Raw genomic sequence first — 24,812 nt, forward strand, 5'->3', positions numbered from 1 at the left:
ATGAAATCCCGATACGACCGGTTGCCGCCGCCGAGTTCGCGCTACCGGCTGCTGCGACCCCGGGCGATGCCGCGCATCGTGCGGGCCACGTAGTCCTCGAGGAGGTCGTCGCGGGTCGGCCAGTCGTTGGTGGTGATCAGCAGGGCGTAGAAGCCGAGCAGGAAGAACACCGAACTGTTCACCGGTATGACGTCGGCATCGACCTCACCGCGCCGCCGCGCCGCCTCGATCTCCTCGGCGAGCAGGATCACCAGCGCGTGGTCGGCGACACCCTCCTGCGGGGGCCGGGTCTGCGAAAAGTGAAGCGCCAGAAAATCTTTGAACAGCAGGTCACCCAGCCGCCGCTCGAGTGCGAGCACCAGGCGAACGGCTTCGTTCAGCACCGATTCCAGGTCATGGTCCGTCTTGACGAACTGGCCGAACTGTTTGGCGATGCGCTCCTCTTCGCGGTGCTCCAATTCGAGCAGCACGTGTTCCTTGGTGGGGAAGTGGAAGAAGAACGTGCCGTGCGCGACGCCGGCGGCGGCGACGATCGCGGACACGTCCGCCGCGGCCATACCGGCCCTCTTGAACTCGGCGATGGCGGCGCCCAGCAGGCGCTCACGGGTCTGCAGCCGTTTGGCCTCCCGGGTCAGCGGTTTGTCCGGCGCAGCCATCATCGCCCTTTCGTATCGGGCGGCCCGTGCCGTCCGCACCAGCGAGCTAGGCGTCGGTCTCCTTGATGGAGATCGCCTGCCGTGGGCACTGCCGGACGGCCTCGCGCACCTGATGCTCGTTCTCGGGAGTCACCTCGTCGGAGAGCAGGTGCAGATAATCCTGCTCGTCGAGGTCGAACACCTCGGGCAGGATGCCCATGCACACCGCGTTCGCTTCGCACAGATCGAAGTCGACGACAATCTTCTTCTTGCTCATTTCAGCACCCGCACTGGGACGTGGTGGTAACCCGCGACATTCTGCATGTGTACCTTCTCCAACCCGTCCCAGTCCACCTCGTACCGGGGCATGAAGTCGAGCAGTCGCTCCAGCGCGATCGTCGTCTCCAGGCGGGCCAGCGCGGCGCCCAGGCAGCTGTGGATGCCGTACCCGAAGCCGAGGTTCTGCGATTCGGTGCGATCCCGGTCGATGTCGAACACGTGGGCATTGGTGAACGCCCGGGGGTCGCGGTTGGCGGCGGCCTTCATCAGGAACACCGGCTTGCCGGCCGGGATCGTCGTTCCGTGCAGGTGCGCCTCCTTGAGGGTGAACCGCACGTTGTAGTGCACCGGGCCGTCGAAACGCAGCATCTCCTCCACGGCCGCGGGGATCTTGCTGCGGTCGTCGAGCAGCTTCTGCCACTGCTCCGGGTTCTTCGCGAACGTCACGATGGAACTGCCGATCAGCTTGGTGACCGTCTCGGCGCCGGCCCCGCCCAACAGCGAGGCGAACCCGGCGATCTCGACGTCGTCGAGCCGGCGCGTGCCCCCGTTCTCGTCGGGCACCTCGGCCGCGATGAGCCGGCTGAGCATGTCGTCCTGCGGGTCGGCGCGCCGCTCCTGGGCCAGCTTGTAGTAGTACACGCCGGACTCGATGGCGGCGGCCATGCCCGCCTCGGTGTAGCCGATGTTGCCGGGCTCGCGGGTCAGCGAGGTGTCGATCCACTCGCGCACCTTCTGCCGGAACTCCTCGGGCACCCCGGCCATCCGTGTGATCACCTCGACGGGGAACGGGCCGGAGAAGTCGGCGACGACGTCGAAATGGTCCGGGTCGACCCGGGACAGGTAGTGGTCGACCAGTTGCTCGACGGTCTCGCGCTGCGCCTGGATGGCCCGCGGCGTGAACGCCTTGTTGACCAGGCTGCGCATCACCCGGTGCTCCGGCGGGTCCATGAAGATGATCGACTTCTGCGGCCCCTCCTCGGACTGCACCATCGCGAGGTCGCAGCCGCGGGTCGACGAGTAGGTTTCGTGGTCCTTGAGCGCCGCGGCGACGTCGGCGTGCCGGGTCAGCGCGTAGAAGTCGTGCTCGTCGCTGTAGTAGACCGGCGCCTCGTCCTGCATCCGCAGGTAGATCTCGTAGGGGTCGTTGAAGTACTCGTCCGAGAACGGGTCGAAGGTGACTCTCGGGGCTTCCTGGCGGGCGGTCATGTGGCTTGCTCCTCCGCGGGCGGGGCTGGTGGCGGAAAGTTACGGATTAAGACCGAAATGTAACGCTAGCAGATCGGCGGACGAATGATCCCCAAACACCGGCATTCAGTGCCCCAGACCCGCGTCGACGAGCGGGTCGAGGCGGCCCAGGTCGGCCCCGAGTTCGGCGGCGGTCCGCCGGACCACGGCGACGTCCTTGCCGATGAACTCGGCCACCGCGGCGATGAAGTTCGACGCCGATCCGGCGCGGGCGATGTTGCCCATCGCCTTGCTGGCGCCACTGCCGTACGGCAGCGCGGCCAGCAGCGCCGCCTCGTCCAGACCGAGCCGGGCGCCGAGTTCGACGGCTTCGGCGACCATGCCGATCTGAGCGGCGAACAGCGTGTTGTTGACGAGTTTGACCTTCTGGCCCGAGCCGATCGGACCGACGTGCAGGACGGGATCGCCGTAGGCCGACAACGCCGGCCGGGCCCGCTCGACCGCCTCGTCGCTGCCGCCGACCCACAGCGTCACCCGCCCGGCGGCGATGTCGTGCGGGCCGCCGCTGACCGGGGCGTCGACGACGTGCACGCCCCGGGCCCGAGCCGCCACGGCAAGGCGCTCCGCGGTCCGCGGGCTGCCGGTGGTGTGCAGCACCAGCACCGAACCGGCCGGCATCGCGTCGATCAGGCCGGGCCCGATCTCGTCGACCTGATCGTCGGTGAACACGGAAAGGACCACCGCATCGGCGCCGTCGGCGACCTCGACGGCCTCGGTCACGGGCGTGGCGCCGAGTTCGGCTACCGCGGCGCGCTTTTCGTCGGTCCGACCCAGCGCGCGCACCTGATGTCCGGCGCCGACGAGCCGCTGCACCATCGGCGAGCCCATCCGGCCCGCGCCGACGAACCCCACCCGCATCCGTTACATCCTCACCGCGGATGGCCCATGGATTCCAGGGCAGCGTCGGCGGCGTCGAAGACGGCCTCCTCGGCTGCGCCTGCGGTGCCGGCCAGGTCCGCCGCCAGCCGGACGTCCTTCTGCAGCAACGCACCGGCGATCGGCGCCAGGTTGTCCAGAGTGCCGCCGAACATCGCGATGCTGCCGAGCGCCTTGCTGTTGGCCGATCCGCGCGTCACCACATCGCACATCCGCTCCCGCGGAACACCCAGGGACTCACCAAGTTTCAGCAACGTGATCGCGCTGCCCAGGTTCGCACTGAACAACAGGTTGTTCAGGATCTTGGTGACCTGCCCGGCGCCCAGCGGCCCGAGATGCACGATCGGGTCGGCGTAGGTCTCGAACACCGGACGACACTTCTCGACGTCGGCCTCCGTGCCGCCGGCCATCACCAGCAGCTGCTTGGCCTCCACGGCCGGGGCGCCACCGCTGACCGGCGCGTCGACCACCGAAATGCCTTTCGCGGCAGCCTTTTCGCCGACCTCGCGGCAGGTGTCGGGGTGAATCGTGCTGTGGATCACCAGGGTGTCGCCCGACGACATGTGTTCCAGCAGACCGTCTTCGCCGTAGGCCAGGCCGCGCACGTCGTCGTCGCCGACGACGCACAGGCACACGACGTCGCTCGCCTCGGCCAGTGCCGCGGGACTCTCGGCGAATGTCGCCCCGGTGCCGGCATAGGGTTCCAGCGACTCCGGGCGTCGTGCCCACAGGGTGGTGGGAAACCCGCCGTCGACGATCGCGCGTGCCATCGGTCCGCCCTGGCTGCCCAGTCCGATGAATCCGACCCGTATCACGTGCCCTCCGTTGTCAATTCGGTTGTCATGCATGTCTCGGCGAAGTCGAGTACGCCGCGGTGGTACGCCGGCGCGGCGTGACCGAGGCTCAGATTGTGCCCGGCGTCGGTCTGCTCGTTGGTGACCACCCGGGGAGCCGAGGTGAACAGCGCGGCGACCTCGGCCAGCGCCGCCGGGCCGTTCTCCCAGACCCGTTCATGCTCGGCCAGGGTGTAGCGCACCGGAACACGGACCCGGGCGGCCAGATCCGGCAGGTCGGCCCGCCAGTTGGTCACCAGGGTCTCCTCGTAGCGCGGCGACACCGGGCCGCCCTTGATCCGCACCGAGGCAGCCACCCCGTCGGGATAGAGTTCGGCCGGTTCCCACAGCAGTTCGCGCAGCCCGGTCGGGATGTTGTCCCGGGAGGCGCCGTCGAGCACCGCCGCAGCACTCGCCTGATAGCGCAGCCCGGTCCCCGAGATCTCGACGCCGAGCAGGGCGGCGCCGCGTTCCTCGGCGGCCATCCGAACCGCGAGTTCGCTGCCGTTGGAGTGGGCCAGCACGAACACTCCGGCGCCGCGGGACCGGGCACCCAGCACGGCATCGACCGCCCGGTAGGTCATGTCGATTCGTCTTGGGGTGGAGTCGAATTCGGCCGAGTAGAGCGCCGACGCGCCGAACCCGGGACGGTCCAGCGCGACGACGGTGTAGCCCAGCTGCGGCGCGGTGCGCAGCAGGCTCAGCTCGGGCCGGCCCGGACAGTCGAAGTACGCCGCCGTCGTCGCCCCGCCGTGCAGCGCGACCACCACCGCCTTGGGCTCGTCCACCTCGGCCAGCAGCCCCGACATCGGGACGCCGTCCACCAGCACCACGCGGGCCTGTGGCTGAGTCACCCGGTCACCTGTCGGACCGCATCAGCAGCACGCCGCTGGGGGTGAGCCCGCCGGAGGACACCACCGCGACCTTGGCATCGGCGACCTGACGTTCGCCGCCCTCGCCGCGCAGCTGGGTGACGGCCTCCTGGATCAGTCCCATCCCATGGGTACGGCCGTGCGAGAGCTGGCCGCCGTGGGTGTTCACGGGGATGATCCCGTCGCGGGCGATCGCCGTGCCGCCGTCGAGGAAGTCCTTGGCCTCACCGATGCCGCAGAAACCCAGCGCCTCCAGCCAGGACAGGCAGTTGAAGGTGAACCCGTCGTAGAGCTGGGCGACGTCGACGTCCTTGGGCCGCAACGACGTTCGGGTCCACAGATGGGCCGACTGGCCGAGCACCTGGGGTTCGTGCGTCATGGTCGTCTGGTCCCAGTCGGTGCGTTCGATGATCTGGGTGCCGACCGCCTCGACGAACACCGGGGGCTTGGGGCGGTCCGGGACCGTTTCGACGGCGGACACGATAACCGCGATCGCGCCGTCGCACGGCACGTCACAGTCGTAGAGCCCGAACGGTGTGGTGATCATCCGGGCCGACAGGTAATCCTCCATCGTCATCGGGTCCCGGTAGATCGCCGTCGGGTTCAACGCCGCGTTGGCGCGCTGGTTCAGCGCGATCCAGCCCAGCGTCTCCCGCGTGGTGCCGTAGCGGTGGAAGTGCCTCTGCGCGTTGAGCGCCAAGGTGTGTGCGGCCGACATCGCCCCGAACGGCATCTGGAAGCTGGTGGTGCGGGCGCCGCCGGGGGGCGAGAGTTTGCCCTCCTTCATGAGCTGCTGGAAGGTGGCCTCCCACAGCGTCCGGAAGCACAGCACGTGCGTGGCCATCCCGGTGGCGACGGCCATCATGGCCGCGATCACCGATCCGCCGGGACCGAAGGTGTCCATGCCGCCGTTGATCCAGGTCGGCCGGATGCCCAGGGCGCCCTCCAGCGCGGTGCAGCCGCCCTCTCCCATGCCGACAGCGTCCATCGCCGGATACGTCGAGAGCCCGTCGATGTCGGCCAGCGTCAGACCGGCGTCGGCGATCGCGGCCTCGCACGCCTCGATCGTCAGCGACAGAGGATTGACCATGAGCCGGCGGCCCATCTTCGACGCCCCGATGCCGGTGATCGCCGAGCGGTCCTCGAACTTGTCCGTGCCGATCATCGGCCGGACGTGCTTCGCGAAATCCTGCGGCGCGATCTCGTCGGGCGGCAATTCGGCGGTCTGCGGTTCGGCCGTCGGCCTGAACAGCGGCAGCCAGGTGTCCTCGTTCTGCTCGAAGACCACCTCGACGACGCGGCCGAGTTCGAGTTCGTCGGGATCACAGTCAATGATGTTGGTGGTCAGGCGAACTCGCGGGTCTTCCTCGATCGCCACCTGCGCGATGACGTAGGGCGCGGTCAGGCCGGGCATGGAGAACCGGTGGTTGACGGTGAACGCGCTGAGGACGGCGCGTCCCGACACCGCGCGGACACCCATGTTGTGGCTGTGGCAGTAGCGGCACACCGGCTGCGGCGGGTGGATCAACGACTTGCAGTCGCCGCACTCCTGGATGCGCAGCTGCCCGTCGGCGCCGGACGTCCAGAAGAACTCGTTGTCGAAGGTGAGTTGCGGCAGCGGAAGCCGGCTCACCGGGTGAATCCCCATTCGGCTTCGTTGTTCTCGGTGATCAACGTGTCCTCCGGGTCGCTGATTTCGTGGTCGACCGGCGGCGGCGCATCGTCCGGCCGCCGCTCTCCGATCTCCATGATCGCGTGCGCGGGGCAGTCCATCAGGGCGCGCATGACGGCGTCGCGGTCCTGCGGCGGGATGTCGCCGTCACCGGCCAGAACGGCGTATCCCCAGTCGTCGAGCGGGAAGTACTCCGGCGCGTGCTTGGCGCAGATGCCGAAACCGTCGCACAGGGTCCGGTCCAGCTTCAGCCGCATCCGGTGATCGTCGTTGTCGCTCATCGTGCCTCCACCCATACCACTTCGAACGGCCGCTCGGCGGTGAAAACGCCTCCGCCGCAGTCGGGGCAGTCGCCCGTCAGGTGCCGTGCGACCTCGTCGGGGAACGTGGCCAGCAGACTGGCGGCGATGTTGGTGGCGGCGTCCAGCGTCGCGCATGCGCCGCGGCCGCGCAGCACCACCGACCAGCGCTCCAGCCGGGCGAGGTCCTCGCCGGTCGCCGTCCCGTCGCGCAGCGCGCCGGCCGCCGCGGCCATGGCCGCCGTGCCGTTGAAGCACGACCCGCATTGTCCGGCGTTCTCCCGGTCGAAGTAGGCGAGCACGGCCGCCGCGACCGCGACCGGGCACTCGTCGGTCAGCAGGGAGACCGCGCCGCAGCCCAACCCGCTGCCCAGGCCGCGCAGCGTCTCGTGGTCCAGCGTGGTGGTCGTGATCTGCCGGCCCAGCAGCCCCGCGAAGTAACCGCCCATCAGCGCGCCGCGCACCCGGTCGGCGCTGATGCCCTGTGCGGCAAGCACTTCGGCGACCGGGACGCCGAACGGAAGCTCGTACAGCGTGGCCGGGCGGCCGCCGCCGGTGATGGTCGCCAGGAAGGTGCCCGGCGACCCGTCGGTGCCGACCCGGCGGTATTCGGCCGCACCGTTGCGCTGGATGAACGGCAGGTTGGCCAGGGTCTCGACATTGCTGACCAGGGTGGGCAGTCCGCCGACACCCTCCTGGAACACCCGGGGCGGCTTGTCGGTGGGTTTGGCGGGACCTCCGTTGATGGCCCGCACGGCCGCGCTCTCCTCGCCGGCGACGTATCCGGGTTCGACCGTGCGGACACTGATCGTCAACCCGTCCAGTGCGTCCGGGCCGCCGACCTCTGCGAGGGCAGCCTCGATGCTGCGCGCCGCGACCGGGTCGGAGACGTAGACGTGCGCGTGCGCGGCGCCGACGATCCGGGCGGCCAGCCGCAGCCCGTCCAGGACGAGATGCGGGCGGTTGTGCAGCAGCCAACGGTCTTTGACCGAGGCCGGCTCGCCTTCTTCGCCGTTGGCGACGACGACGGTGTCCCGGGGGTACCCCGGCAGCAGTCCGGCGTCGCGCACGACGCGCAGCTTGACGGCCATCGGGAACGCCGCGCCGCCGCGACCGACCAGTCCGGCCCGCTCGATCTCGTCGAGCAGGGCGGCCGGGTCGTCGAGCGGCCGGTAGCCGTCGGCGGCGCGGTAGGACGCCGCGGACTCCGGTCCGTCGCCGGTGCGCAGCAACCGCGGGGTGATGCCCGGCCAGGCGGTCACGGTGAGGTCGGCTTGTGAGGCCGTCGCATTCATGGCTGACTCCTGATCTGGCGGGGGTTCCGGCCGCCGCTAGGCTTGCGCGCATGCGAACGACGGTGGTGCGGATCGGCGTGGACCCGGCCGGTGAGCTGTCGTCGCACCAACTCGGCGCCGGCATGGCCGAACTGGCCGGGCTGGTCGGCGATCTCGGCGCCGAACTGATCGACAACAACCTGGCCGCCCTGCCGCCGAGTCGTCGCGAGGTCGAGATCCTGATGACCGGTGCCGACCCCGCGCAACTGCAGGACGTCGCGCGTGACCTGTGCGCCAAGGCATTCGGGACTCAGCCGGTGATCGGTGTGCTGACCTTCGTCAGCCACGGCACCGACGAGGACGCGCGCGGTGTGCTCGCGGCGTTCGGGCTGACCGGCGACATCGAACGGGTGTCCGGCGGCCCGGACGGGCCTGGCTGGGACGTCATCAACGTCACCCTGCGCAAGGACGACCTCGCGCGGGTCCCGGAGAGCCGGGTGCACACCGCGCTGGAGGCATCGACCAACTGCGAGGTGCGCATCCGGACGGTGTGACGGCGTGTTCATCTCGATGCCTTGAGGAATTTCAGGATCGCGGGCGCCGCCAGCACCCAGGTGTCGAACATGTTGAACCGCTTGACCTTTCCGGTGGCGCGCGCTTCGGCGGCGCGCTCCCAGGCGTCCTCCGGCCAGGGCGGGTCGATCAGCGTGGAACCCTTGATCAGGCAGTTGACCTCGAGGGAGGTGCGCTTGGGGTGGTCGAGGTCGTTCTCGCCGCCGCGGATGATCAGCGTCGGCACGGTGATGTTGTCGAACAACTCGTCCTCGACACCCGGGATGGTCTGACCGGGTTTGGGCACGAACGCGTTGAGCCAGCGCAGCATCAGCTTGAGGAACTCGTCCGGGTCCTGGGACAGGATGCGGTCGCGGTTGTCCGGGTTCTCGGCGATTCGTTCCCGCCATTCCGACACGGCGGCAACGGCTTTCATGCCCGCGCCGCGCACCGCCAGGATGCTCGGCACGATGTAGTAGGAGCCCAGTACGAACTGCCCGTAGACGCCGCCGACGATGTTCCAGACCACGAGTTTCTTGACCAGCTCCGGGTAGAGCATGGTGGTCAGCATCGAGTCACGCGCTCCGCCCGAGCCGCCGGCCAGGATGCACGGGCCGATGTCGAGCTTGGTGATCAGCGCGGCCAGCGTCTGGGCGCGCATGTGCGACTCGCTCTGGCCGGTGAACTGCACATCGGACTTGCCGCAGTTCGGGCGGTCCCACAGCAGCACCCGGTAGCCGCCCTTGACGAGTTCCTGCGCCAGTGGTCGCAATCCGGGGATGTCCTTGGAGAACCGCCCGCCGGGGGTCAACGCGATGAATTCGCCCTGTTTCCCCAGGATTTCGTAGACGACGTTGCCGCCGTTGATCTCGATGGACTTCTCGCCACGCTTGAGCGGCATCTGCGGTGGTCTCCTGTGGGTCAGGCCTGAACCAGGACGTCATTGCCGACGACCCGGACCGGATAAGTGCGGATGCTCCATTCTGGCTTGACCGCAGTGGTGCCCGTGGCCAGCTCGAAACCCCACTGATGCCAGGGGCAGAAGATGTACTCCAGGTCGCGGACCATCACCGAATCGCCGGGAACGCTCTCGTCGACGATGTTGCGGCCACGCGGGCGGCCCGAGCACAGCGGTCCGCCCTCGTGCGGGCAGTAGTTCGCGATCGCATAGAACGTGCCGTTGACGTTGTACACGCCGACACCGTGGCGCCCGATGGGAACCAGTTTGTGTGTGCCCGGCGGGATTTCGTCGACGGTGGCGACGGCATGCTCGCGGCCCTGCGCGAGCCGGGGTGGCTGCTGTTCGGTCGTCGGTTTGTTCTCGGTCAACGTCAGAACACCCGTACTTGGCCCTCGAGGGCGGGGACGGTGTCGGGGAGGTGGTAGGTCTTGATTCCGTTGCGGAACATGACGTTTTCGCGGGCGTGTTCGGGTAGGTGTTTGACCAGCCAGCGGGGGTCGTCGAAGGTCCAGTGCGGGTAGTCCGAGGAGAACAGCAAAATCTTGTCGCATTCCATCCACTCGAAGGCCCGCATCAGTTCGGTCTTGTCCTCGGGATAGTCCAGCGGCTGGGTGGTGAACTTGATGTGGTCCTTGACGTACTCGCTAGGTTTGCGCTTGATGTCCACCCACTGTTTGCGGGCTTCGTAGATGGCGTCCATCCGCCACATCAGCGGCAGGACCCAGGTGAAGGCGTGCTCGACGAACACGATCCGCAGGGTGGGGAACCGGTCGAAGACGCCGTCGAAGATCAGGCTCATGATCTGGTTGGCCGCCAGCAGCGAGTAGGTGACCATGAAATCGTGGTTGTAGCTGGGGAACCCGACCGGCGGGATCGGCAGCGTCTCGAACTGGCCCCGGGCCAGGTGGCAGCTGACCACGATGTCGTGCCGGGTGGCGGCGGCCCACACCGGGTCGTACATCGGATGGCCCCAGGACGGCCGCGGCTCAGCCTTGATCAGCACCTGCACCATGTGCGGATGGCCGGCCCACTTCTCGATCTCGGCGACCGCCGACTGGGGATCCTCGATCGCCACGCAGATCGACCCGCGCCAGCGCTCGTGCCAGTTGTTGTGCGAATCCAGCCAGTGATTCGCCTGCCACAGGTTGGTGGCGGTACAGAACGCTGCGGTGGCCTCGGGCAGCCGCATCTCACCGTGGATGGGCTCCAGGACCGCGATGTCGGCCCCGCCCTCCATGATGATCTGCTTGAACGCCAGATCCGGGTCACTGCAGGCGAATTCGCCGTCACCCGGGAAGGTGTCGAGGCGCATCGCGTAGGAGTGCGCATAGTCGGGGGCGTCGTAGAAGATCTGCTCGCCGTACCGGCGGGCAAGGAAGTACTTGCTGCGCCAGGGTTCCGGAATGTATCCGACCATTTCGCCGCGCCGCGGCGTGGGATGCACGTCGGAGTCGACGCAGCGCACCGGGATGCGCTCGGCGGGCGCCTTCCGGTCACTGCTGGATGTGCTGACCGTAGCCGTCATCGCGAACCTCCTGTGACCATGCCGGCGGGGATGTCTATTCCGTACAGCTCACTGGCGTTGCGCCAGCAGAACTTCTCCCGCTGCTCGGCGGAAAATGCTTGGGGCACTTTCAGTTCCGCCAGATTCCAGTGCGGGTAGCTCGAGCCGAACATCGTCATGTCATCCTTGCCGGTGAAGCCGAACCACTCACCGGCGAACTCGACGTCACCCGGGCCGTCGAACGCGCCCTGCACGAAGAAGACGTGCCCGGGTAGGTAGTCGCTGGGCATCTTCGGCGCCCACGGCGTCTGTTCCAGGTGCGGCCGGCCGAAGCAGTCCATCCGCCAGATGAACGGGGTCAGCATGTCGCCGGCGCCGTCTGCCCAGACGAACTTCAGGCCGTCGAAGCGTTCGAAGACGCCCTCGGCGATCATGTTCATCACGTGGTAGATGTAGTTCAGCGACATGAAGCCCTGGTACTGCTCGTAGGTGAGCGTCTTACCGGAAGGCGTTGGCGGAAAAGCGATTCCGGCGCCCACCTCGACGTGGGCGGCCACCGGCAGGCCGGCTTGCACGGCCGCTTCCCACAACGGCCAGAACTGCGGCTTGCCGTACAGCTCGCGCGACTGCAGCGGGATCCCGATCTGCACCACCCGGGGATGGTCCTTGTACTTGTCGATCTCGCGCAGCGAGCCGGGCATGTCGTCGGGATCGACGCGGATGGTGCCGCGGAACCGGTCGCCGAACTCGGGATGCTCCAGCCAGCGCTTGACCATCATGTCGTTGTGCGATGCGGCGATCGCGGTGCCGAGGTGGCGGTCGGGCATGATGCCGCGGGTCATCGGGTGCAGCACCGCGATGTCGACGCCGCGGTCACCGAACAGATGCTGGGCGACGACGTCGACGTCGGAGCCGGGGTACTGGCCTTCGGGTCCCTTGGTGCCCTTGGCGTACTCACCGCCGGGCGCGCCGTACCAGTCCATCTCGTAGTCGGGGAAGCCGCGGCTGCGGAACGGCTCCTGCATGAAGTTCTCGCGCAGATCTTTGTTGGACCCGAAGAAGATGTGCACGCTGGCGTCGATCACCGGCGTTTCGACCGCGTCCGCGCCGTCTCCGACCCTGATCATGACTCCTCCGACCGCCTCGACATGGGTTTCATAGTACAACGCCGTTCTTCATGAGCAAGAATGGAATTCTCAACGAATCCGGGCACTTTTGAGATGTCGATTGCTGGATATGAAGAATGTTATTCTCGCTGGAAAAGCGGGGTTATAGGGCTGGAGGCCACCTGTGCAGTTGACCTTTGACACCGACGTCGAACAGTTCCGCGCGGAGTTCGCGGCGTTCCTCGACGAGCACCTGCCGCCGGAGGCCGAGACCGCCGAGCGGCCGCAGTCCTGTTCGCACATCCCTGCGTGGGCGCGCCGCTGGCAGGCTCTGCAGTTCGACCACGGCTGGCTGCTGCCGGGCAACCCGCCGGAGTTCGGCGGCCGCAACGCCTCGGTCCTGCAGCAGTACGTGCACCGCGAGGAGCTCTCCCGCCGCCGGATCTACCACAGCTTCAACCCGCAGGGCGTCGGAATCGTCGCCGCCTCGATCCTGTCCTTCGGCACCGACGAGCAGAAGCAGCGCTGGGCCGTGCCGATCCTACGCGGCGAGATGACGGCCTCGGTCGGCATGAGCGAGCCGGGCGCCGGTTCGGACCTGGCGTCGTTGCGCACAAAAGCGGTTCAGGACGGCGACCATTTCGTCGTCAACGGCCAGAAGGTGTGGACCTCGGGCGCACATCACGCCGATGTGCTGCTGACGTTCGTGCGCACCGATCCGGACGTCCCCAAGCACAAGGGCATCAGCGTGATCCTGGTCCCGACGGAGTCCGAGGGCCTGGTCCGCCGACCGTTCCCGACCGTGTGCCACCACGACGACCTCGACTTCAACGAGGTGTTCTTCACCGACGTCCGGGTGCCCGCCGAGAACCTGGTCGGCCCGCTGAACGGCGGCTGGCGGGTGGCCAACGGCGCGCTCGGCCACGAGCGCACCATGATGTGGATGCAGTACGCCGACCGGCTGCACAATCTGGTCGAGGACTTCCATCCGGTCACCGCGCTGGAGCGCGACAAGTACGCCACCCTGCTGATGGACCGCCAGGCGTTGCGGCTGTTGGGCTCGGCCGCCGTCGCCAAGGCCGCCCGCGGCGAGGAGGACATGACCACCATCTCGGTGCTCAAGGTGCTCGGCTCGGAGGCCGAGCGCGACGCCACCGAGACGGCGCTGGACGCGATGGGCGTCGAGGGGCTGCGCCACCCGGCGAACACCTCCGCGTACGCGCCCTACGACCTGGACTACCTGTCGGCGAGCTGGATCGAGCGCTACTTCCGCAGTTTCGCGGGCACCATCGCCGGCGGCACGTCGGAGATCCAGCGCAACATCATCGCCCGCGGACTCGGCCTGCCGCTCAGCTGAACCCCGATCTGTTCAGCCGAATTCCGCTCTGTTCAGCTGAATCCGATCTATTCAGCGGTGGCTGCGACGTTGTCCGAGTGAAAGTCGCAGGGAGCGCTCAATAGATCGGATCTGGGATCAGAACACCCGTACTTGGCCCTCGAGGGCGGGGACGGTGTCGGGCAGGTGGTAGGTCTTGATTCCGTTGCGGAACATGACATTTTCGCGGGCGTGTTCGGGTAGGTGTTTGACCAGCCAACGGGGGTCGTCGAAGGTCCAGTGCGGGTAGTCGGAGGAGAACAGCAGGATCTTGTCGCATTCCATCCACTCGAAGGCCCGCATGAGCTCGGTCTTGTCCTCGGGATAGTCCAGGGGCTGGGTGGTGAACTTGATGTGGTCCTTAACGTATTCGGACGGTTTGCGCTTGATGTCGAGCCATTGCTTGCGGGCTTCGTAGACGGCGTCCATCCGCCACATCAGCGGCAGGATCCAGGTGAAGGCGTGTTCGACGAACACGATGCGCAGGGTGGGGAACCGGTCGAAGACGCCGTCGAAGATCAGGCTCATGATCTGGTTGGCCGCCAGCAGTGAGTAGGTGACCATGAAATCGTGGTTGTAGCTGGGGAACCCGACCGGCGGCATCGGCAGTTCCTCGTTGTGACCGCGGGACAGGTGACAGCTGACCACGATGTCGTGCCGGGTGGCCGCGGCCCAGACCGGGTCGTACATCGGATGACCCCACGACGGGCGGCGTTCGGCCTTGATCAGCACCTGTGCCATGTAGGGATGGCCGGCCCACTTCTCGATCTCGGCGGCCGCCAGGTCCGGCGCCTCGATGGACGCGCAGATCGAGCCGCGCCAGCGCTCGTGCCAGTTGTTGTGCGAATCCAGCCAGTGGTTGGCCTGCCATGAGTTGAGCGCCTGGCTCATCGCATGGTCGGCCTCGGGCAGTCGGGCCCCATAGGCGCCGGGCTCCAGGATCGCGATGTCGGCGCCCGCCTCCATGATCAGCTGTTTGAACGCCAGATCCGGGTCGCTGCAGGCGAATTCACCGTCGGCGGGGAAGGTGTCCACCCGCATCGCATGTGAATGCGCGTAGTCCGGTGCGTCGTAGTAGATCAGCTCGCCGTACGGGTGGCTGCCGAAGTAGTCGGTGCGCCACGGCTCGGGGATGTACTGTGCCAGTTCGCCGCGACGCGGCATCGGGTGCACGTCGGAGTCGACGCAGCGCACCGGCACACGCTCGCCGGCGGGCTTACGTTCCGTCGTGATGGTCGCCATCGTGGCCTCCCCGTGATCGCTGCGGTTCCATCCTGCCCGTCACCCGATGCCGAGACCTAGGTTTCGGCGAAGGCAGGGTTAGGCGGCGGGGCCGCCGCGGATCGTGTACGACGACGGGTCGTCGATCCGGTCGATGTTGGCGGCCATGAGTTCCACGGTCAGCCCGGGCTCGTCGATGCCGGCGGTCTCGGCGATGAAGACGCGCGACACATGGGCGCCCCCGACGCGGTAGATGTGTGCGGTCCGGTCGCAGACCTCGTGGCCGAGGTAGACGACGACCGGCGTGACCTGTTCTGGCTCAAGGTCTTTCACCAGTTCGGTCATGGTGTTCTCGGTCATCCGGGTGCGTGCGATGGGGGAGATCGCGTTGACCCGGATGTTGTTGCGCGCACCCTCGATCGCCAGCACGTTCATCAGTCCGACCAGGCCGGTCTTCGCCGCGCCGTAGTTGGCCTGACCGAAGGTCCCGAACAGGCCCGAGCCCGAGGTGGTCATCACGATGCGGCCGTACCCCTGCTCCCGCATGTGCGGCCAGGCTGCACCGGTGACGTAGAAGGCGCCGCGCAGATGCACCGCGATGACCGCGTCAACCTGCTCGGCGGTCATGTTCTTGAAGGCGGCATCGCGCAGGATGCCGGCGTTGTTCACCAGGACGTCGATGCGGCCGAACGTGTCGACGGCGGTGGCGACGATCGCCCGGCCGCTCTCCGGCGTCGACACCGAATCGGTGTTGGCGACGGCCGCGCCGCCGGCGGCGGTGATCTCGTCGACCACCGCCTGCGCGGCCGACGACGATCCGGTGCCGTCGACCGAGGCGCCCACGTCGTTGACCACGACCTGCGCGCCGCGCCGCGCGAATTCCAGTGCGTGACAACGGCCCAAGCCGCCGCCGGCGCCCGTCACCACCACGACCCGTCCGTCGAAACCCAGATTCATCGTGTTGTGCTCCCGTCGTGCCATGCCGGTTCGCGCCTGTCCGCTTCGGCAAGGCTAGCGCGGCCGGAACGGACCACTTTCATACAGGTCTGTATACCTGATGCGACATTGCATATGATCGGAGGGAGTACGCGCGTGATTTCGGTGCGCTCACGTGCGCTGAGCGCCGGTGAGCGCACCGAAATCCCTGGCCAGTGGAGAGGTGCCCGCAATGAAGCTGGAAGACCGGATCGCCAAGCACAAGCGGATGGCGGAGAGCTACCGCGACAAGTACGTGCTCCAGAAGGTCCAGGAGGGCGAGAGCTACGACGAGTGGGACTTCGCCGACGACGCGGTCTACACCTCACCGTATTTCGTCGCCGACCAGGAACTCGTCCTCAAGGACGTCGCGACCGCGTGGGACGTGGCGGCGACCGTCGAGGCCACCGCATACGGCGTGGAGTTCCCGGACTGGAAGCCCGTCGACTACAAGTGCTGGCCGGCCGAGAACGGCTTCGTCATGCGCTACCGCTGGCAGGGCACGTCGCAGACCACCGGCAAGGTGATGGGCTTCTATTCGATCAGCTTCGTCGAGACCAACGACGACGGCCAAATCGTGCACTGGTCAACGTATGTCAACGACGAGGAGTACGGGCCTTTCCTCGAACTGGCGATCGGCGCGCGCGGCCCGTTCCACGGCGACGACTACATGCAGGCCCTGGCGCGGCACTTCGAGAAGCACGGTTTGTCGCTTCCGTTCTGAACTCCCGGATCTGTTCAGTCATCCCTGCGAGTCCTACTCGCAAATCTTCGCAGCCGGTGCTGAACATTGATGATGTAAGAGCGTTACCGCACAGGCCGTGACTCGTGTCGCTGAATGACACCCTGCTGGGTTGTCGTTGATCTGATTTGTCCGGCCTGTGTGGTGCGTGTTTTGTTCACACCGGCCAGGACGGACATGACTTAATCAGGAGCCTGGTCGTTCCTCACCAATGTCTTGTCTGCCCGCCCTGACCGGTGTGTGCCCTACCCAACGCACGGTCAGAAGGGACATCACCATCTTGACAGAAACAACGCTGCTCGTCGCCGGCGCGGACACCCACGCCGACACCATCCACATCGCCGCGGTCTCGATGACCGGGGTGATGCTCGGTGACCGAGAATTCCCGACCACCCGCGCCGGCTATGCCGCCGCGATCGGATTCCTGAGCTCGCTGGGACAGGTCCAGCGCATCGGGGTCGAAGGCACCGCGAGCTACGGCGCCGGGCTGACCCGGGCGCTGCTGGCCGCAGGGATCGAGGTCCTCGAGGTGGCCCGCGCGGTCAAGTCCACCCGACGACTCAAGGGCAAGTCCGACCCACTGGATGCCTACAGTGCCGCACGTAGCGTGTTGGCCGGCCAGGGACTGGCCATCCCGAAAGATGAGGCCACCGCAGGTTTACGTGCGCTGCACATCGCACGCCGCTCCGCGGTCAAGCACCGCACCGCGGTGATCAACCAGATCAAGGCCATGCTGATATCGGCGCCGGACGCGGTGCGTGAAAAGTACCGCGGGCTAACGACATTGAAGTTGATCGAGGCGATCGCCCGCTGCCGCCCCGACACCCAGTCCCAACCATGGGCGGTCTCGCTGCTCACCGCGGCCAAAATGTTGGCCCAGCGGGTGCAGTTCCTCGACGCCCAAGCCGCCGAGCTGCAAGCCCAGATCGACGTTCTGGTCAGCGCAGCCAATCCCGCGCTGCGGGCGGCCTACGGTGTGGGCGCCGACACCGCCGCCCAACTGTTGATCACCGCCGGAGCCAACCCACACCGGCTGCACAGCGAAGCCGCCTTCGCCGCCTTGTGCGGCGCCGCACCGATCCCCGCGTCCTCGGGCAAGACCACCAGACACCGACTCTGCCGCGGCGGAGACCGCGCCGCCAACAACGCTCTGCATCGCATCGCCTTGGTGCGCCTGGCCCACCACCAACCGACCAAGGACTACGCCCAACGTCAACGGCTCAAGGGCCACTCCAAAAGGGAGATCCTGCGCAAACTCAAGCGCGCCATCGCCCGCGAGATCTTCAAACTGCTGACCCGCCAGATCGCCATACCCGAATACGCCGACCTACGCCAAGCCCGCCAAGCCAAGAACATCACCCTCACCGCAGCCGCCAAACACTTCGGGACCTGGCCCACCACGATCACCCGCATCGAAACCGGCCGACAACGCGACGACGCCTTCGCAGACACCTACAGAACCTGGCTCACCACCGCTTGACAGCAATAGGAGCATCAGATCGGTGTGGCGTCAGGTGCGGCGGCCGCCGTTGACACCGATCACCTGGCCGGTGACATATGACGACTCGTCGGCGATCAGGAACATCGCGGCGTTGGCGATGTCCTCCGGCCGGCCGGCCCGCCGCACCGGGGTGATCTTGGCGAAGTTCTCCAGCGAATCGGTGAATCTTCCTTCGGCGATGGCCTTTTCGAGCATCGGGGTGACGACCATGCCCGGCGGGATGGTGTTGACCGTGATGCCCTTCGGGCCCAGTTCGAGCGCCAGCGCCTTGGTGAAGCCGATGAGCCCGGCCTTGGAACTCACATACGCCGCCATGTAGGACTGCCCGCCCTGGGCGCTCGACGACGAGATGTTGACGATGCGGCCCCACTTGGCGGCGAGCATGTCCGGCAGCACTTCCTGTACGCAGATGAACGGCCCCCGCAGGTTCACCGCCATCACGCGATCCCAGAACTCGTCGGTGATGTCGGCGAACTTGCCGAACTGTTCGATGCCGGCGCTGTTCACCAGGATCAGCACCGGGCCGAACTCGTCGCGCACCCGCGCGACGGCGGCGGCGACCTGCTCGCGGCTCGACACGTCGACGACGTGACCGGACACGGTTCCGCCGGCCGCGCGCAGTCGGGTGACCTCGGCGTCGATCGCGTCGGCCTGGATGTCGAATATCGCCACCTTGGTGCCGCGGGCGGCCAGCGCCTCGGTGATGGCCAGACCGAGGCCCGACGCCCCGCCGGTCACGATGGCGGCGGTTCCTTCGAAGGGCATGAAAAGTCCTATCTGAAGCAGATGTTGAGGTTGGTCAGCCCGCGCAGGATGAACGTCGGCAGATACCGGTAGCGGCGCGCGCCCGGCGGGCCGTGCACCTCCTCGTCGATCCAGAACTCGGCGGTGCGGTCGAACAACCGGTTCAGGCTGACCAGCGTCTCCGTCCGGGCCAGCGGGGCTCCGGGGCAGCTGTGCACGCCGCGACCGAACGCCACATGGTTGCGGGCGTTGGCGCGTTCGACGTCGAAGGCGTCCGGATCGTCGAACTTGCGCGGGTCCCGGTTCATCGCGGCGTTGACGAGCATCACCGTCGTGCCGGCCGGAATCTCGACACCGCCGACGGTGACGGGCACCTTGGCCAGCCGGAAGTCGCCGCGCACCGGACTCTCGAAGCGCAGTGCCTCCTCGATGAACCGCGGCAACAGATCGCGGTCGGCGCGCAGCCGGGCCTGCAACTCTTGGTCCTCGGCGAGGATCAGCACCGACGCCGACAGCAGCCGGACGGTCGTTTCCTGGCCTGCCGCAAAGAGATTCGCCGCGACGCGCACCGCGTCGATGACCTCCGGCATGCTGCCGTCCGGGAAGGTGGCCGACGCGACACCGGTCAGCACGTCGTCGCGCGGATTGGCCCGCCGGTCGCCGATGTACTCGGTGAACTTGCCGTAGAGGTACTCCAGCGGCGAGTGCTTCAGCGCGTCGCCCTTGCTGCTCCCGATGGTGCCGGTGCGGCCACTGAGCAGCGCCGCGCGGAACTCGTCGTGGTCGGACTCGGGCACGCCGAGCAGGTCGGCGATCACCAGCATCGCGAACGGGCTGCCGTAGCCGTCGTTGTACTCGCACTTGCCGTCCGTGAGGAGCTCGTCGTACTGCCGGTCGGCCAGCTTCCAGATGAACGCCTCGTTCTCCTTGAGCCGCTTCGGGGTGATCATCTTCGACAACAGGGCCCGGTGATCGGTGTGCTTGGGCGGATCGAAGGCGGGCAGCTGGTCGTTGAACGGCAGTTCGTCGCGGTGCAGGTCGATGATCGCCGAGATGTCTTCGTTCTCATGGCCTTTCAGCGACACCGGGAAACCGGGGAACGGACCGGTGACCGACAGGCAGGACGAGAACCGCTCGGTGTCGTTGTAGATCGCCACGCCCTCGTCGTAGCCCGTCACCATCACCACATCGTGATGGGTCTCGCGGCGCAGCGGGCATTCGTCGCGCAGTCCGGCCAGGTACGCGTACGGGTCGTGCAGCAGCTTGTTGTCGGTGAAGAAGTCGACCGAATCGAGATCGGAGGTGTTGGCGGTGGTCACTCGGCGATCTCAACTCCCTGGTAGCTGGTCAGCATGTCGGTGCTCGGCAACGCCATCTGGAGGTAGACGTCGATGTGGCGGATCTTATTCGCCTCGGTGAATTCGTACACCGACATCGAGTTGACGACGGACTCGAAGTCGCCGATCCGGCTGCGTTCCTCGAGTTCGAGGAACACCACCCCGTCGATTTCGCTGACCCGCTTGAACGAACCCTCCCACTCCGAGTTGGTGGCCCAGTTCGTCAGGAAGTCGACGTATTCGGACCAGTTCATCACCTCTTTGAAGTTGCCGATCCGCTCGAACTCGTCGACCGCGACCAACTCCGCCAACGGCGCCCAGCTCTCGACGGTGAACCCCGGCCGCTTGGCGGCGTCGACGAGGCGCTTGGTGGTCTGCGCGTACTCCAGCACGGCCCGTGACCGTCCGGAGTGCTCGTCGACCACGTCGTCGATGGCACGCAACTCTCGGCTCATACGGGCGCCCCGGCGGCCCGCAGGTACGTGTCGACCACCGAGTGGAAGTGGGCGATGACGACCTCCTCCTTGACCAGGGCCATGTGCTCGAGTGCGGTGTTGCGCAGGCCGATCTGCTGGCGCGGCATCTGCTCGTAATCCTGTTGCAGCGCTTCGAAATACTTGAAGCTGCCGGGTTCGTCGACCACCACCGGCTCGGCGGCGTAGGCGGCCTTGAACTCGTCGGGCAGCCACATGTAGCTCGCGACGTGCCAGATGCAGCGGTTGGGGTCGCCGTCGGGGTGCGGCAGCGACATCACGATAGTCGCCTCGCCGGCGCGGATGGTCATGAAGAAGTTCGGGAACAGCACCCACCCGTGGTTGTCGCTCATCTGCGCGTCGGTCAGACCGCTGACGTCCAGGCCCATTCCGGTAAGCGTGTCGCGGGTGGCGCGCTGCAGCAGTGTGCGCGCGGTGACACCCTCGGGGAACGTGGGTGCGCCGCCTTCATCGTCTGACGCCTTGTACTCGTCGACGAGTTCGGTGAAGCGGGGCAGCACCGCGACGGTGGACGGGAAGGTCTCCGGCAGGTCCATGACGCCGTCGACCTGTGCCTGCGGGCTCGCGCCGACGACGTCGAACGGAGCCATTGAGACACTGTGCTTTTCGAAGAACTTGAACCGGGTGGTGGCCGGGTCGATGTTGATGACGCGCAGCAGCTGCGGGTGGATGCCGTCGATGTGATAACCCTCCTGGAAGGCGTCCATGACGACCTTCCAGTTGCAGTCGATGGCCTCGGTGACGTCCATGACGGTGGTCATCTCGTCGAGGTGGTAGGGGGCCAGCATGGTGGCGACCTCCTCGCCGATGAACTCGGCCAGGGGCGCGGCATCGGGGTCCGGATTGAGGAAGATGAACCCGCCGAAAGTGTCGACGGGAACCTCGATCAGGCCGTGGGTGTCCTTGTCGATGGGTCCGGCGAGCGCCTCGCGGAGCATCCCTTTGAGGTTGCCCGCCAGGTCGTAGGACCACAGGTGGTACTGGCACAGGAAGCCGCGCTTGGCGTTTCCGCGCGCCTCCTGGCACAGCACGTTGCCGCGGTGCCGGCAGGCGTTGACGAAACCGCGAAGCCGCGCGTCCTTGCCGCGCACGACGATGTATGACTGGTCGAACAGTCGGTACTGCTTCCAGTCGCCGGTGTTGGTCAGCTCGTCGGCGCGGCCGACCACCTGCCACACCTTCATCCAGATCGCGTCCCGTTCGAGGGCCACGAAATCCGCTGCGACATAACGCTCCGTCGGGATCTCCATCCGGTACCGGTCGCCGGGAATGTCATCCAGGGCGGTGGCGTGGTCGACCCATTCGCCGGGTCGTGCGGGTGCGGCGGTCACGGCTGTTCTCCTCGTGTCGGGCGGCGGGCCTCAGTGACTGGCATCACTAATATACATCGGTGTATATTCGATGCAACTGTGCAGGACCGCATCGTCGGAGCAACTGGGAGAATCGAGCGATGGCCGAACGCTGGACGATGCAACGCCGTCTCGAGCACACGCGCAGCCTGCTGCTCGACGCGGCCGAGGAAGTGTTCGCGCGCAAGGGTTTCGACGCGGCCGCCCTCGAGGACATCGCCGATGCCGCCGGTTACACCCGTGGTGCGATCTACTCCCACTTCGGCAGCAAGGCCGAGTTGTTTCTCGCCGTCGTCGAACGGCAGCGCCAGCGGTTCCTGGACGGTTTCGCCGACGTCGTCGAATCCATCGGCAATCTCGACGAGTTGCGCGCCGACGACATCGCCGACCGGTGGGGCGATCTGCTGGCCGCGCAGGGATCCGACCGCGCGTCGCTGGGCTACGAGTTCACCCTCTTCCTGCTGCGCAATCCGGAGGCCCGGGAACGGGTGTCGAGCCAGCGCGAGGAGACCGCCCACGCGCTCGCGGACTACATCGCCAAGGGCGTCGCGCGACTCGGCGGCCAGCTCACGATGGAGGCCGTGGACCTGGCCCGAGTGGTGCTCGCGGCCAACGACGGGGTCACCCTCAACAGCCTCGTCGACGGCCGGGACGTCTACCGGCCCTTCCTGCGGATGGTCATCGCCAACATCGTGGCGCCGCCGTCGAAGTAGCGCGATGAATTCTCGGGGTGGCGCCGGTCAATACCGTTGACCGCAACCCACCACCGCGAGGAGCATTCGCACATGGCCGACTTTTCCGCCCCGCCGGGCGCACCGATCTGGTTCGACCTGACGAGCAGTGACCCCGACCGGGCCGTCGAGTTCTACCGGGCGATCTTCGGCTGGGAGGCCGAACCGCCGCGCGCGGAGTTCGGCGGCTACCGCAACTTCACCAGGAACGGCAGGCGCGTCGCCGGGCTGAGCCCGTACATGCCCGAGGCCGGCGGACCGACCAACGTGTGGGGGGTGTACCTGCGCACCGATGACGCCGAGGCCACCGCGCGGGCGGTGCAGGCCGCGGGCGGTTCCATCATGGTGCCGCCGATGCCGGTGGGCAGCGAGGGCACGATGCTCGTCGCGGTCGACAGCGCGGGCGCGGTGATCGGCTTCTGGCAACCCGACGAGCATCACGGCTTCAGTCAGCGCGGTGAACACGGCACGCCGTACTGGTTCGAGTCGCACAGCACGGATTACGCGAAGTCGGTCGACTTCTATACCCGGGTGCTCGGTGCCCGCATCGAGGAGGTCGGCACCGGGGGCGATCCGGATGCCGTCGGCCCCGACGTCTACGGGCAGGTGTTCACCGGCGACCTGGCCTACATGGGCATCATGGACTCCGCCAAGATCCTGCCGGCCGGCACCGGATCGTTCTGGCAGGTCTATGTCACCGTCGACGACGTCGCGGACACCGTCGCCCAGGTCGAGTCCCTCGGCGGGTCGGTGCTGATGGGCCCCGAGGTGACGCCGTACGGCACGCTGGCCACGGTGACAGATCCGCTGGGCGCGGCCTTCAGCCTCGGGCATCCGCCGGCCGGCATGTGAGCGCTCGCCTCACCAGCTGATGACGGCGGCGTCCTTGCGTTCGGTGATCGGCCGCGCCAGTTCCTGCTCGTCGCACGCCTGTTGCAGGAGCTCCAGCGTCTCGTCCAGACCCGGGCCCAGCCGGCGGCCGGGGGTGAAGGTGGCGGGCAGGTGCTGCATGCCCTGGATGACCCCGATGGTCTGGTAGTGCGCGGTGCCGGCCGGATCGCAGGCGAAGTCCGGCATCCGGTCGAGCACCGCCGTGAGCATCGACTTGAACACGGTGCGGGCGACGTTGGAACCCACGCAACGGTGGACGCCCAACCCGAAGCTGAAGTGCCGGTTGCCTTTTCGGTCGAGGACGATCTCATTGGGGTGCTCGAAGACCGACGGGTCGCGGTTCGCCATGGCCCACGAGATCCACAGCCGTTCACCCTCTTTGAGCGGTATGCCGTCGATCTCACAGTCGGCCGCGATCGTGCGGCCGTCGCCGGGCGCCGGCGTGAAGAACCGCAGGAACTCCTCGGTCGCGGAGTCCAGCAGGGTGTCGCGCTCGCGGGACAGGCGCTCACGCTGGTCCGGGTTCTGCGAAAGCCATTCCAGCGCATGGGCCGTCAGTGCGGTTGTGGTGTCGAAGCCGCCGCCGATCAACAGCATCAACATGCCCAACAGCTCGTGGTCGGGCGCGGGCTCACCGTCGACGCGCAGTCGCGCCAGCGCGTCGATCAGCCCGGGTCGGGGCGTTTCCCGGATCTCGGCGAGGTGGCCCATCATGTCCATGGCGCTGGCGATCGCAAGATCGGCGACGCGGACATAGTCGGGAGAGGTGGCGGGTGTGTACACCGACGCGTGGGCGGGCTCGCAGTAGATCGGCCACTTTCGCAGCGGGACGCCCAGCAGGGCCAAGGTCAGTACGGCGGGCACGATGTTGGCCAGATCGTCGACGAAGTCGATCCGGCCCGTCTCGATCTTCTCGTCCAGGCAGGCCCGAACGATCTCGTCGATGACGGGCACCCACCGCTGCACCGCGGCCGGGGACAGGTAGGCGTTCAGCGGGGTCCGGTAGGCCCGGTGCTCGGGGTCGTCCATCTCGAGCATTCCACCGCGAAACGGGGTGCTGGCCTCGACGAGTGGGATGTTGATGCCGCGGTAGCCGCGCCGGGCGCCGGCGATGTCGTGGTCGTTGGAGATGGCCGCGCTGCGCGCGAGTTCGAACACTTCCTTGTTGCCGGCGGCCACCCAGTGCCCGCCGTAGGTGTCCGACCACGCCATGGGGCACTGGCCGTGCAACTCGGCCGTGATCGAGTCGAACCGCTCTCGGTAGTCCGGGGTGTGCCGGTCGAAGTGGAACCGGTGTTCGGCGTGCGGATCACCCATGACCTCGAGGGTACGAGGGGTGCG

26 protein-coding genes are annotated in these 24,812 nt (G+C 67.3%); 6 read left to right on the plus strand and 20 right to left on the minus strand.

Translation table 11 applies throughout. The features are described 5' to 3' along the window. Positions 1 to 41 precede the first annotated feature (41 nt). From U0R18_RS10445 to U0R18_RS10485, 9 genes are all read right to left on the minus strand, one after another. On the minus strand, positions 42 to 656 hold the full coding sequence (locus U0R18_RS10445) for a TetR/AcrR family transcriptional regulator (RefSeq protein ID WP_526368295.1): 615 nt from the start codon (positions 654 to 656) through the stop codon (positions 42 to 44). Positions 657 to 702: 46 nt separating this feature from the next. Further along, positions 703 to 912 carry a ferredoxin gene (locus tag U0R18_RS10450; RefSeq protein ID WP_526368095.1) on the minus strand — a complete coding sequence of 70 codons (210 nt, stop codon included), beginning with the start codon at positions 910 to 912 and terminating at the stop codon, positions 703 to 705. Continuing rightward, positions 909 to 2,123 carry a cytochrome P450 gene (locus U0R18_RS10455; RefSeq protein WP_526368096.1) on the minus strand — a complete coding sequence of 405 codons (1,215 nt, stop codon included), beginning with the start codon at positions 2,121 to 2,123 and terminating at the stop codon, positions 909 to 911. The genes U0R18_RS10450 and U0R18_RS10455 overlap by 4 nt, the downstream gene beginning before the upstream one ends. Before the next feature lie 105 nt (positions 2,124 to 2,228). Continuing rightward, positions 2,229 to 3,020: an NAD(P)-dependent oxidoreductase gene (locus U0R18_RS10460; RefSeq protein ID WP_526368097.1), complete on the minus strand. Its 792-nt coding sequence runs from the start codon at positions 3,018 to 3,020 to the stop codon at positions 2,229 to 2,231. A gap of 11 nt (positions 3,021 to 3,031) precedes the next feature. Then, the gene (locus tag U0R18_RS10465) at positions 3,032 to 3,850 is read right to left on the minus strand and encodes an NAD(P)-dependent oxidoreductase (RefSeq protein ID WP_526368296.1); all 819 of its coding nucleotides are present in this window, start codon (positions 3,848 to 3,850) and stop codon (positions 3,032 to 3,034) included. Continuing rightward, positions 3,850 to 4,725, minus strand: a complete 876-nt coding sequence (locus tag U0R18_RS10470; RefSeq protein ID WP_526368098.1) for an alpha/beta hydrolase — start codon at positions 4,723 to 4,725, stop codon at positions 3,850 to 3,852. Before U0R18_RS10470 ends, U0R18_RS10465 begins: the two co-directional genes overlap by 1 nt. A 4-nt stretch (positions 4,726 to 4,729) precedes the next feature. Next, complete coding sequence (locus U0R18_RS10475; RefSeq protein ID WP_526368099.1) at positions 4,730 to 6,376, minus strand: thiolase C-terminal domain-containing protein; 1,647 nt, start codon at positions 6,374 to 6,376, stop codon at positions 4,730 to 4,732. Continuing rightward, a complete protein-coding gene (locus U0R18_RS10480) occupies positions 6,373 to 6,672 on the minus strand; it encodes a ferredoxin (protein WP_526368297.1) in 300 nt (99 codons plus the stop codon). Before U0R18_RS10480 ends, U0R18_RS10475 begins: the two co-directional genes overlap by 4 nt. 20 nt (positions 6,673 to 6,692) lie before the next feature. Beyond that, positions 6,693 to 8,009 carry an NADH-ubiquinone oxidoreductase-F iron-sulfur binding region domain-containing protein gene (locus U0R18_RS10485; protein WP_526368100.1) on the minus strand — a complete coding sequence of 439 codons (1,317 nt, stop codon included), beginning with the start codon at positions 8,007 to 8,009 and terminating at the stop codon, positions 6,693 to 6,695. Between the two features lie 50 nt (positions 8,010 to 8,059). Here U0R18_RS10485 and U0R18_RS10490 point away from each other — a divergent pair, with 50 nt between their 5' ends. Beyond that, entirely contained in the window at positions 8,060 to 8,542 is a 483-nt protein-coding gene (locus tag U0R18_RS10490; protein WP_526368101.1) for a hypothetical protein, read from the plus strand. An 8-nt stretch (positions 8,543 to 8,550) separates the two neighbouring features. Here the strand turns inward: U0R18_RS10490 and U0R18_RS10495 are convergent, their stop codons facing one another. The 4 genes from U0R18_RS10495 to U0R18_RS10510 are packed head-to-tail and all read right to left on the minus strand — an operon-like array spanning position 8,551 to position 12,132. Beyond that, a complete protein-coding gene (locus tag U0R18_RS10495; RefSeq protein WP_526368102.1) occupies positions 8,551 to 9,441 on the minus strand; it encodes an alpha/beta fold hydrolase in 891 nt (296 codons plus the stop codon). A 20-nt stretch (positions 9,442 to 9,461) separates the two neighbouring features. After that, the gene (locus U0R18_RS10500; protein WP_526368103.1) at positions 9,462 to 9,869 is read right to left on the minus strand and encodes a Rieske (2Fe-2S) protein; all 408 of its coding nucleotides are present in this window, start codon (positions 9,867 to 9,869) and stop codon (positions 9,462 to 9,464) included. 2 nt (positions 9,870 to 9,871) lie between these two features. Next, positions 9,872 to 11,026 carry an amidohydrolase family protein gene (locus tag U0R18_RS10505; protein WP_526368104.1) on the minus strand — a complete coding sequence of 385 codons (1,155 nt, stop codon included), beginning with the start codon at positions 11,024 to 11,026 and terminating at the stop codon, positions 9,872 to 9,874. Continuing rightward, a complete protein-coding gene (locus U0R18_RS10510) occupies positions 11,023 to 12,132 on the minus strand; it encodes an amidohydrolase family protein (RefSeq protein WP_526368105.1) in 1,110 nt (369 codons plus the stop codon). The genes U0R18_RS10505 and U0R18_RS10510 overlap by 4 nt, the downstream gene beginning before the upstream one ends. Positions 12,133 to 12,295: 163 nt before the next feature. On the opposite strand from U0R18_RS10510, the gene U0R18_RS10515 reads away from it, so the two are divergent. After that, the gene (locus U0R18_RS10515; RefSeq protein ID WP_526368106.1) at positions 12,296 to 13,468 is read left to right on the plus strand and encodes an acyl-CoA dehydrogenase family protein; all 1,173 of its coding nucleotides are present in this window, start codon (positions 12,296 to 12,298) and stop codon (positions 13,466 to 13,468) included. Positions 13,469 to 13,585: 117 nt separating this feature from the next. Here the strand turns inward: U0R18_RS10515 and U0R18_RS10520 are convergent, their stop codons facing one another. Both U0R18_RS10520 and U0R18_RS10525 read right to left on the minus strand, forming a co-directional pair. Continuing rightward, on the minus strand, positions 13,586 to 14,728 hold the full coding sequence (locus U0R18_RS10520; protein WP_526368107.1) for an amidohydrolase family protein: 1,143 nt from the start codon (positions 14,726 to 14,728) through the stop codon (positions 13,586 to 13,588). Between the two features lie 78 nt (positions 14,729 to 14,806). Further along, positions 14,807 to 15,688 (minus strand): SDR family NAD(P)-dependent oxidoreductase, encoded by an 882-nt coding sequence (locus tag U0R18_RS10525; RefSeq protein ID WP_526368108.1) that lies wholly within the window; start codon positions 15,686 to 15,688, stop codon positions 14,807 to 14,809. Between the two features lie 187 nt (positions 15,689 to 15,875). Here U0R18_RS10525 and U0R18_RS10530 point away from each other — a divergent pair, with 187 nt between their 5' ends. Both U0R18_RS10530 and U0R18_RS10535 read left to right on the plus strand, forming a co-directional pair. Continuing rightward, positions 15,876 to 16,406, plus strand: a complete 531-nt coding sequence (locus U0R18_RS10530; protein ID WP_526368109.1) for a nuclear transport factor 2-like protein — start codon at positions 15,876 to 15,878, stop codon at positions 16,404 to 16,406. Positions 16,407 to 16,704: 298 nt separating this feature from the next. Beyond that, entirely contained in the window at positions 16,705 to 17,904 is a 1,200-nt protein-coding gene (locus U0R18_RS10535) for an IS110 family RNA-guided transposase (RefSeq protein ID WP_526368110.1), read from the plus strand. Between the two features lie 30 nt (positions 17,905 to 17,934). Here U0R18_RS10535 and U0R18_RS10540 read toward each other — a convergent pair whose 3' ends face one another. From U0R18_RS10540 to U0R18_RS10555, 4 genes are read right to left on the minus strand one after another with little or no spacing between them, the layout of a single operon-like run. Further along, positions 17,935 to 18,690 carry an SDR family NAD(P)-dependent oxidoreductase gene (locus U0R18_RS10540; RefSeq protein WP_526368111.1) on the minus strand — a complete coding sequence of 252 codons (756 nt, stop codon included), beginning with the start codon at positions 18,688 to 18,690 and terminating at the stop codon, positions 17,935 to 17,937. Positions 18,691 to 18,698: 8 nt separating this feature from the next. Continuing rightward, entirely contained in the window at positions 18,699 to 19,988 is a 1,290-nt protein-coding gene (locus U0R18_RS10545; protein WP_526368112.1) for a cytochrome P450, read from the minus strand. Next, positions 19,985 to 20,461 carry a hypothetical protein gene (locus tag U0R18_RS10550; RefSeq protein WP_526368113.1) on the minus strand — a complete coding sequence of 159 codons (477 nt, stop codon included), beginning with the start codon at positions 20,459 to 20,461 and terminating at the stop codon, positions 19,985 to 19,987. The genes U0R18_RS10545 and U0R18_RS10550 overlap by 4 nt, the downstream gene beginning before the upstream one ends. Then, the gene (locus tag U0R18_RS10555; RefSeq protein ID WP_526368298.1) at positions 20,458 to 21,750 is read right to left on the minus strand and encodes an aromatic ring-hydroxylating oxygenase subunit alpha; all 1,293 of its coding nucleotides are present in this window, start codon (positions 21,748 to 21,750) and stop codon (positions 20,458 to 20,460) included. Before U0R18_RS10555 ends, U0R18_RS10550 begins: the two co-directional genes overlap by 4 nt. A gap of 200 nt (positions 21,751 to 21,950) precedes the next feature. Here U0R18_RS10555 and U0R18_RS10560 point away from each other — a divergent pair, with 200 nt between their 5' ends. Further along, entirely contained in the window at positions 21,951 to 22,562 is a 612-nt protein-coding gene (locus tag U0R18_RS10560) for a TetR/AcrR family transcriptional regulator (RefSeq protein ID WP_526368114.1), read from the plus strand. A 72-nt stretch (positions 22,563 to 22,634) separates the two neighbouring features. Next, a complete protein-coding gene (locus U0R18_RS10565) occupies positions 22,635 to 23,432 on the plus strand; it encodes a VOC family protein (protein WP_526368115.1) in 798 nt (265 codons plus the stop codon). Positions 23,433 to 23,441: 9 nt separating this feature from the next. Here the strand turns inward: U0R18_RS10565 and U0R18_RS10570 are convergent, their stop codons facing one another. Further along, positions 23,442 to 24,788 (minus strand): cytochrome P450, encoded by a 1,347-nt coding sequence (locus tag U0R18_RS10570; RefSeq protein ID WP_526368116.1) that lies wholly within the window; start codon positions 24,786 to 24,788, stop codon positions 23,442 to 23,444. Positions 24,789 to 24,812 lie beyond the last annotated feature (24 nt).

The sequence above is a fragment of the Mycobacterium sp. genome, assembly GCF_046330795.1.
Lineage (GTDB): Bacteria > Actinomycetota > Actinomycetes > Mycobacteriales > Mycobacteriaceae > Mycobacterium.

Excerpts from the sequence above, each read along its gene's own strand:
- U0R18_RS10445 (WP_526368295.1), bottom strand. The coding sequence starts at position 656 with ATGGCTGCGCCGGACAAACCGCTGACCCGGGAGGCCAAACGGCTGCAG.
- U0R18_RS10450 (WP_526368095.1), bottom strand. The coding sequence starts at position 912 with ATGAGCAAGAAGAAGATTGTCGTCGACTTCGATCTGTGCGAAGCGAAC.
- U0R18_RS10455 (WP_526368096.1), bottom strand. The coding sequence starts at position 2,123 with ATGACCGCCCGCCAGGAAGCCCCGAGAGTCACCTTCGACCCGTTCTCG.
- U0R18_RS10460 (WP_526368097.1), bottom strand. The coding sequence starts at position 3,020 with ATGCGGGTGGGGTTCGTCGGCGCGGGCCGGATGGGCTCGCCGATGGTG.
- U0R18_RS10480 (WP_526368297.1), bottom strand. The coding sequence starts at position 6,672 with ATGCGGCTGAAGCTGGACCGGACCCTGTGCGACGGTTTCGGCATCTGC.
- U0R18_RS10485 (WP_526368100.1), bottom strand. The coding sequence starts at position 8,009 with ATGAATGCGACGGCCTCACAAGCCGACCTCACCGTGACCGCCTGGCCG.
- U0R18_RS10490 (WP_526368101.1), top strand. The coding sequence starts at position 8,060 with ATGCGAACGACGGTGGTGCGGATCGGCGTGGACCCGGCCGGTGAGCTG.
- U0R18_RS10495 (WP_526368102.1), bottom strand. The coding sequence starts at position 9,441 with ATGCCGCTCAAGCGTGGCGAGAAGTCCATCGAGATCAACGGCGGCAAC.
- U0R18_RS10505 (WP_526368104.1), bottom strand. The coding sequence starts at position 11,026 with ATGACGGCTACGGTCAGCACATCCAGCAGTGACCGGAAGGCGCCCGCC.
- U0R18_RS10510 (WP_526368105.1), bottom strand. The coding sequence starts at position 12,132 with ATGATCAGGGTCGGAGACGGCGCGGACGCGGTCGAAACGCCGGTGATC.
- U0R18_RS10520 (WP_526368107.1), bottom strand. The coding sequence starts at position 14,728 with ATGGCGACCATCACGACGGAACGTAAGCCCGCCGGCGAGCGTGTGCCG.
- U0R18_RS10525 (WP_526368108.1), bottom strand. The coding sequence starts at position 15,688 with ATGGCACGACGGGAGCACAACACGATGAATCTGGGTTTCGACGGACGG.
- U0R18_RS10530 (WP_526368109.1), top strand. The coding sequence starts at position 15,876 with ATGAAGCTGGAAGACCGGATCGCCAAGCACAAGCGGATGGCGGAGAGC.
- U0R18_RS10540 (WP_526368111.1), bottom strand. The coding sequence starts at position 18,690 with ATGCCCTTCGAAGGAACCGCCGCCATCGTGACCGGCGGGGCGTCGGGC.
- U0R18_RS10550 (WP_526368113.1), bottom strand. The coding sequence starts at position 20,461 with ATGAGCCGAGAGTTGCGTGCCATCGACGACGTGGTCGACGAGCACTCC.
- U0R18_RS10555 (WP_526368298.1), bottom strand. The coding sequence starts at position 21,750 with ATGGAGATCCCGACGGAGCGTTATGTCGCAGCGGATTTCGTGGCCCTC.
- U0R18_RS10560 (WP_526368114.1), top strand. The coding sequence starts at position 21,951 with ATGGCCGAACGCTGGACGATGCAACGCCGTCTCGAGCACACGCGCAGC.
- U0R18_RS10565 (WP_526368115.1), top strand. The coding sequence starts at position 22,635 with ATGGCCGACTTTTCCGCCCCGCCGGGCGCACCGATCTGGTTCGACCTG.
- U0R18_RS10570 (WP_526368116.1), bottom strand. The coding sequence starts at position 24,788 with ATGGGTGATCCGCACGCCGAACACCGGTTCCACTTCGACCGGCACACC.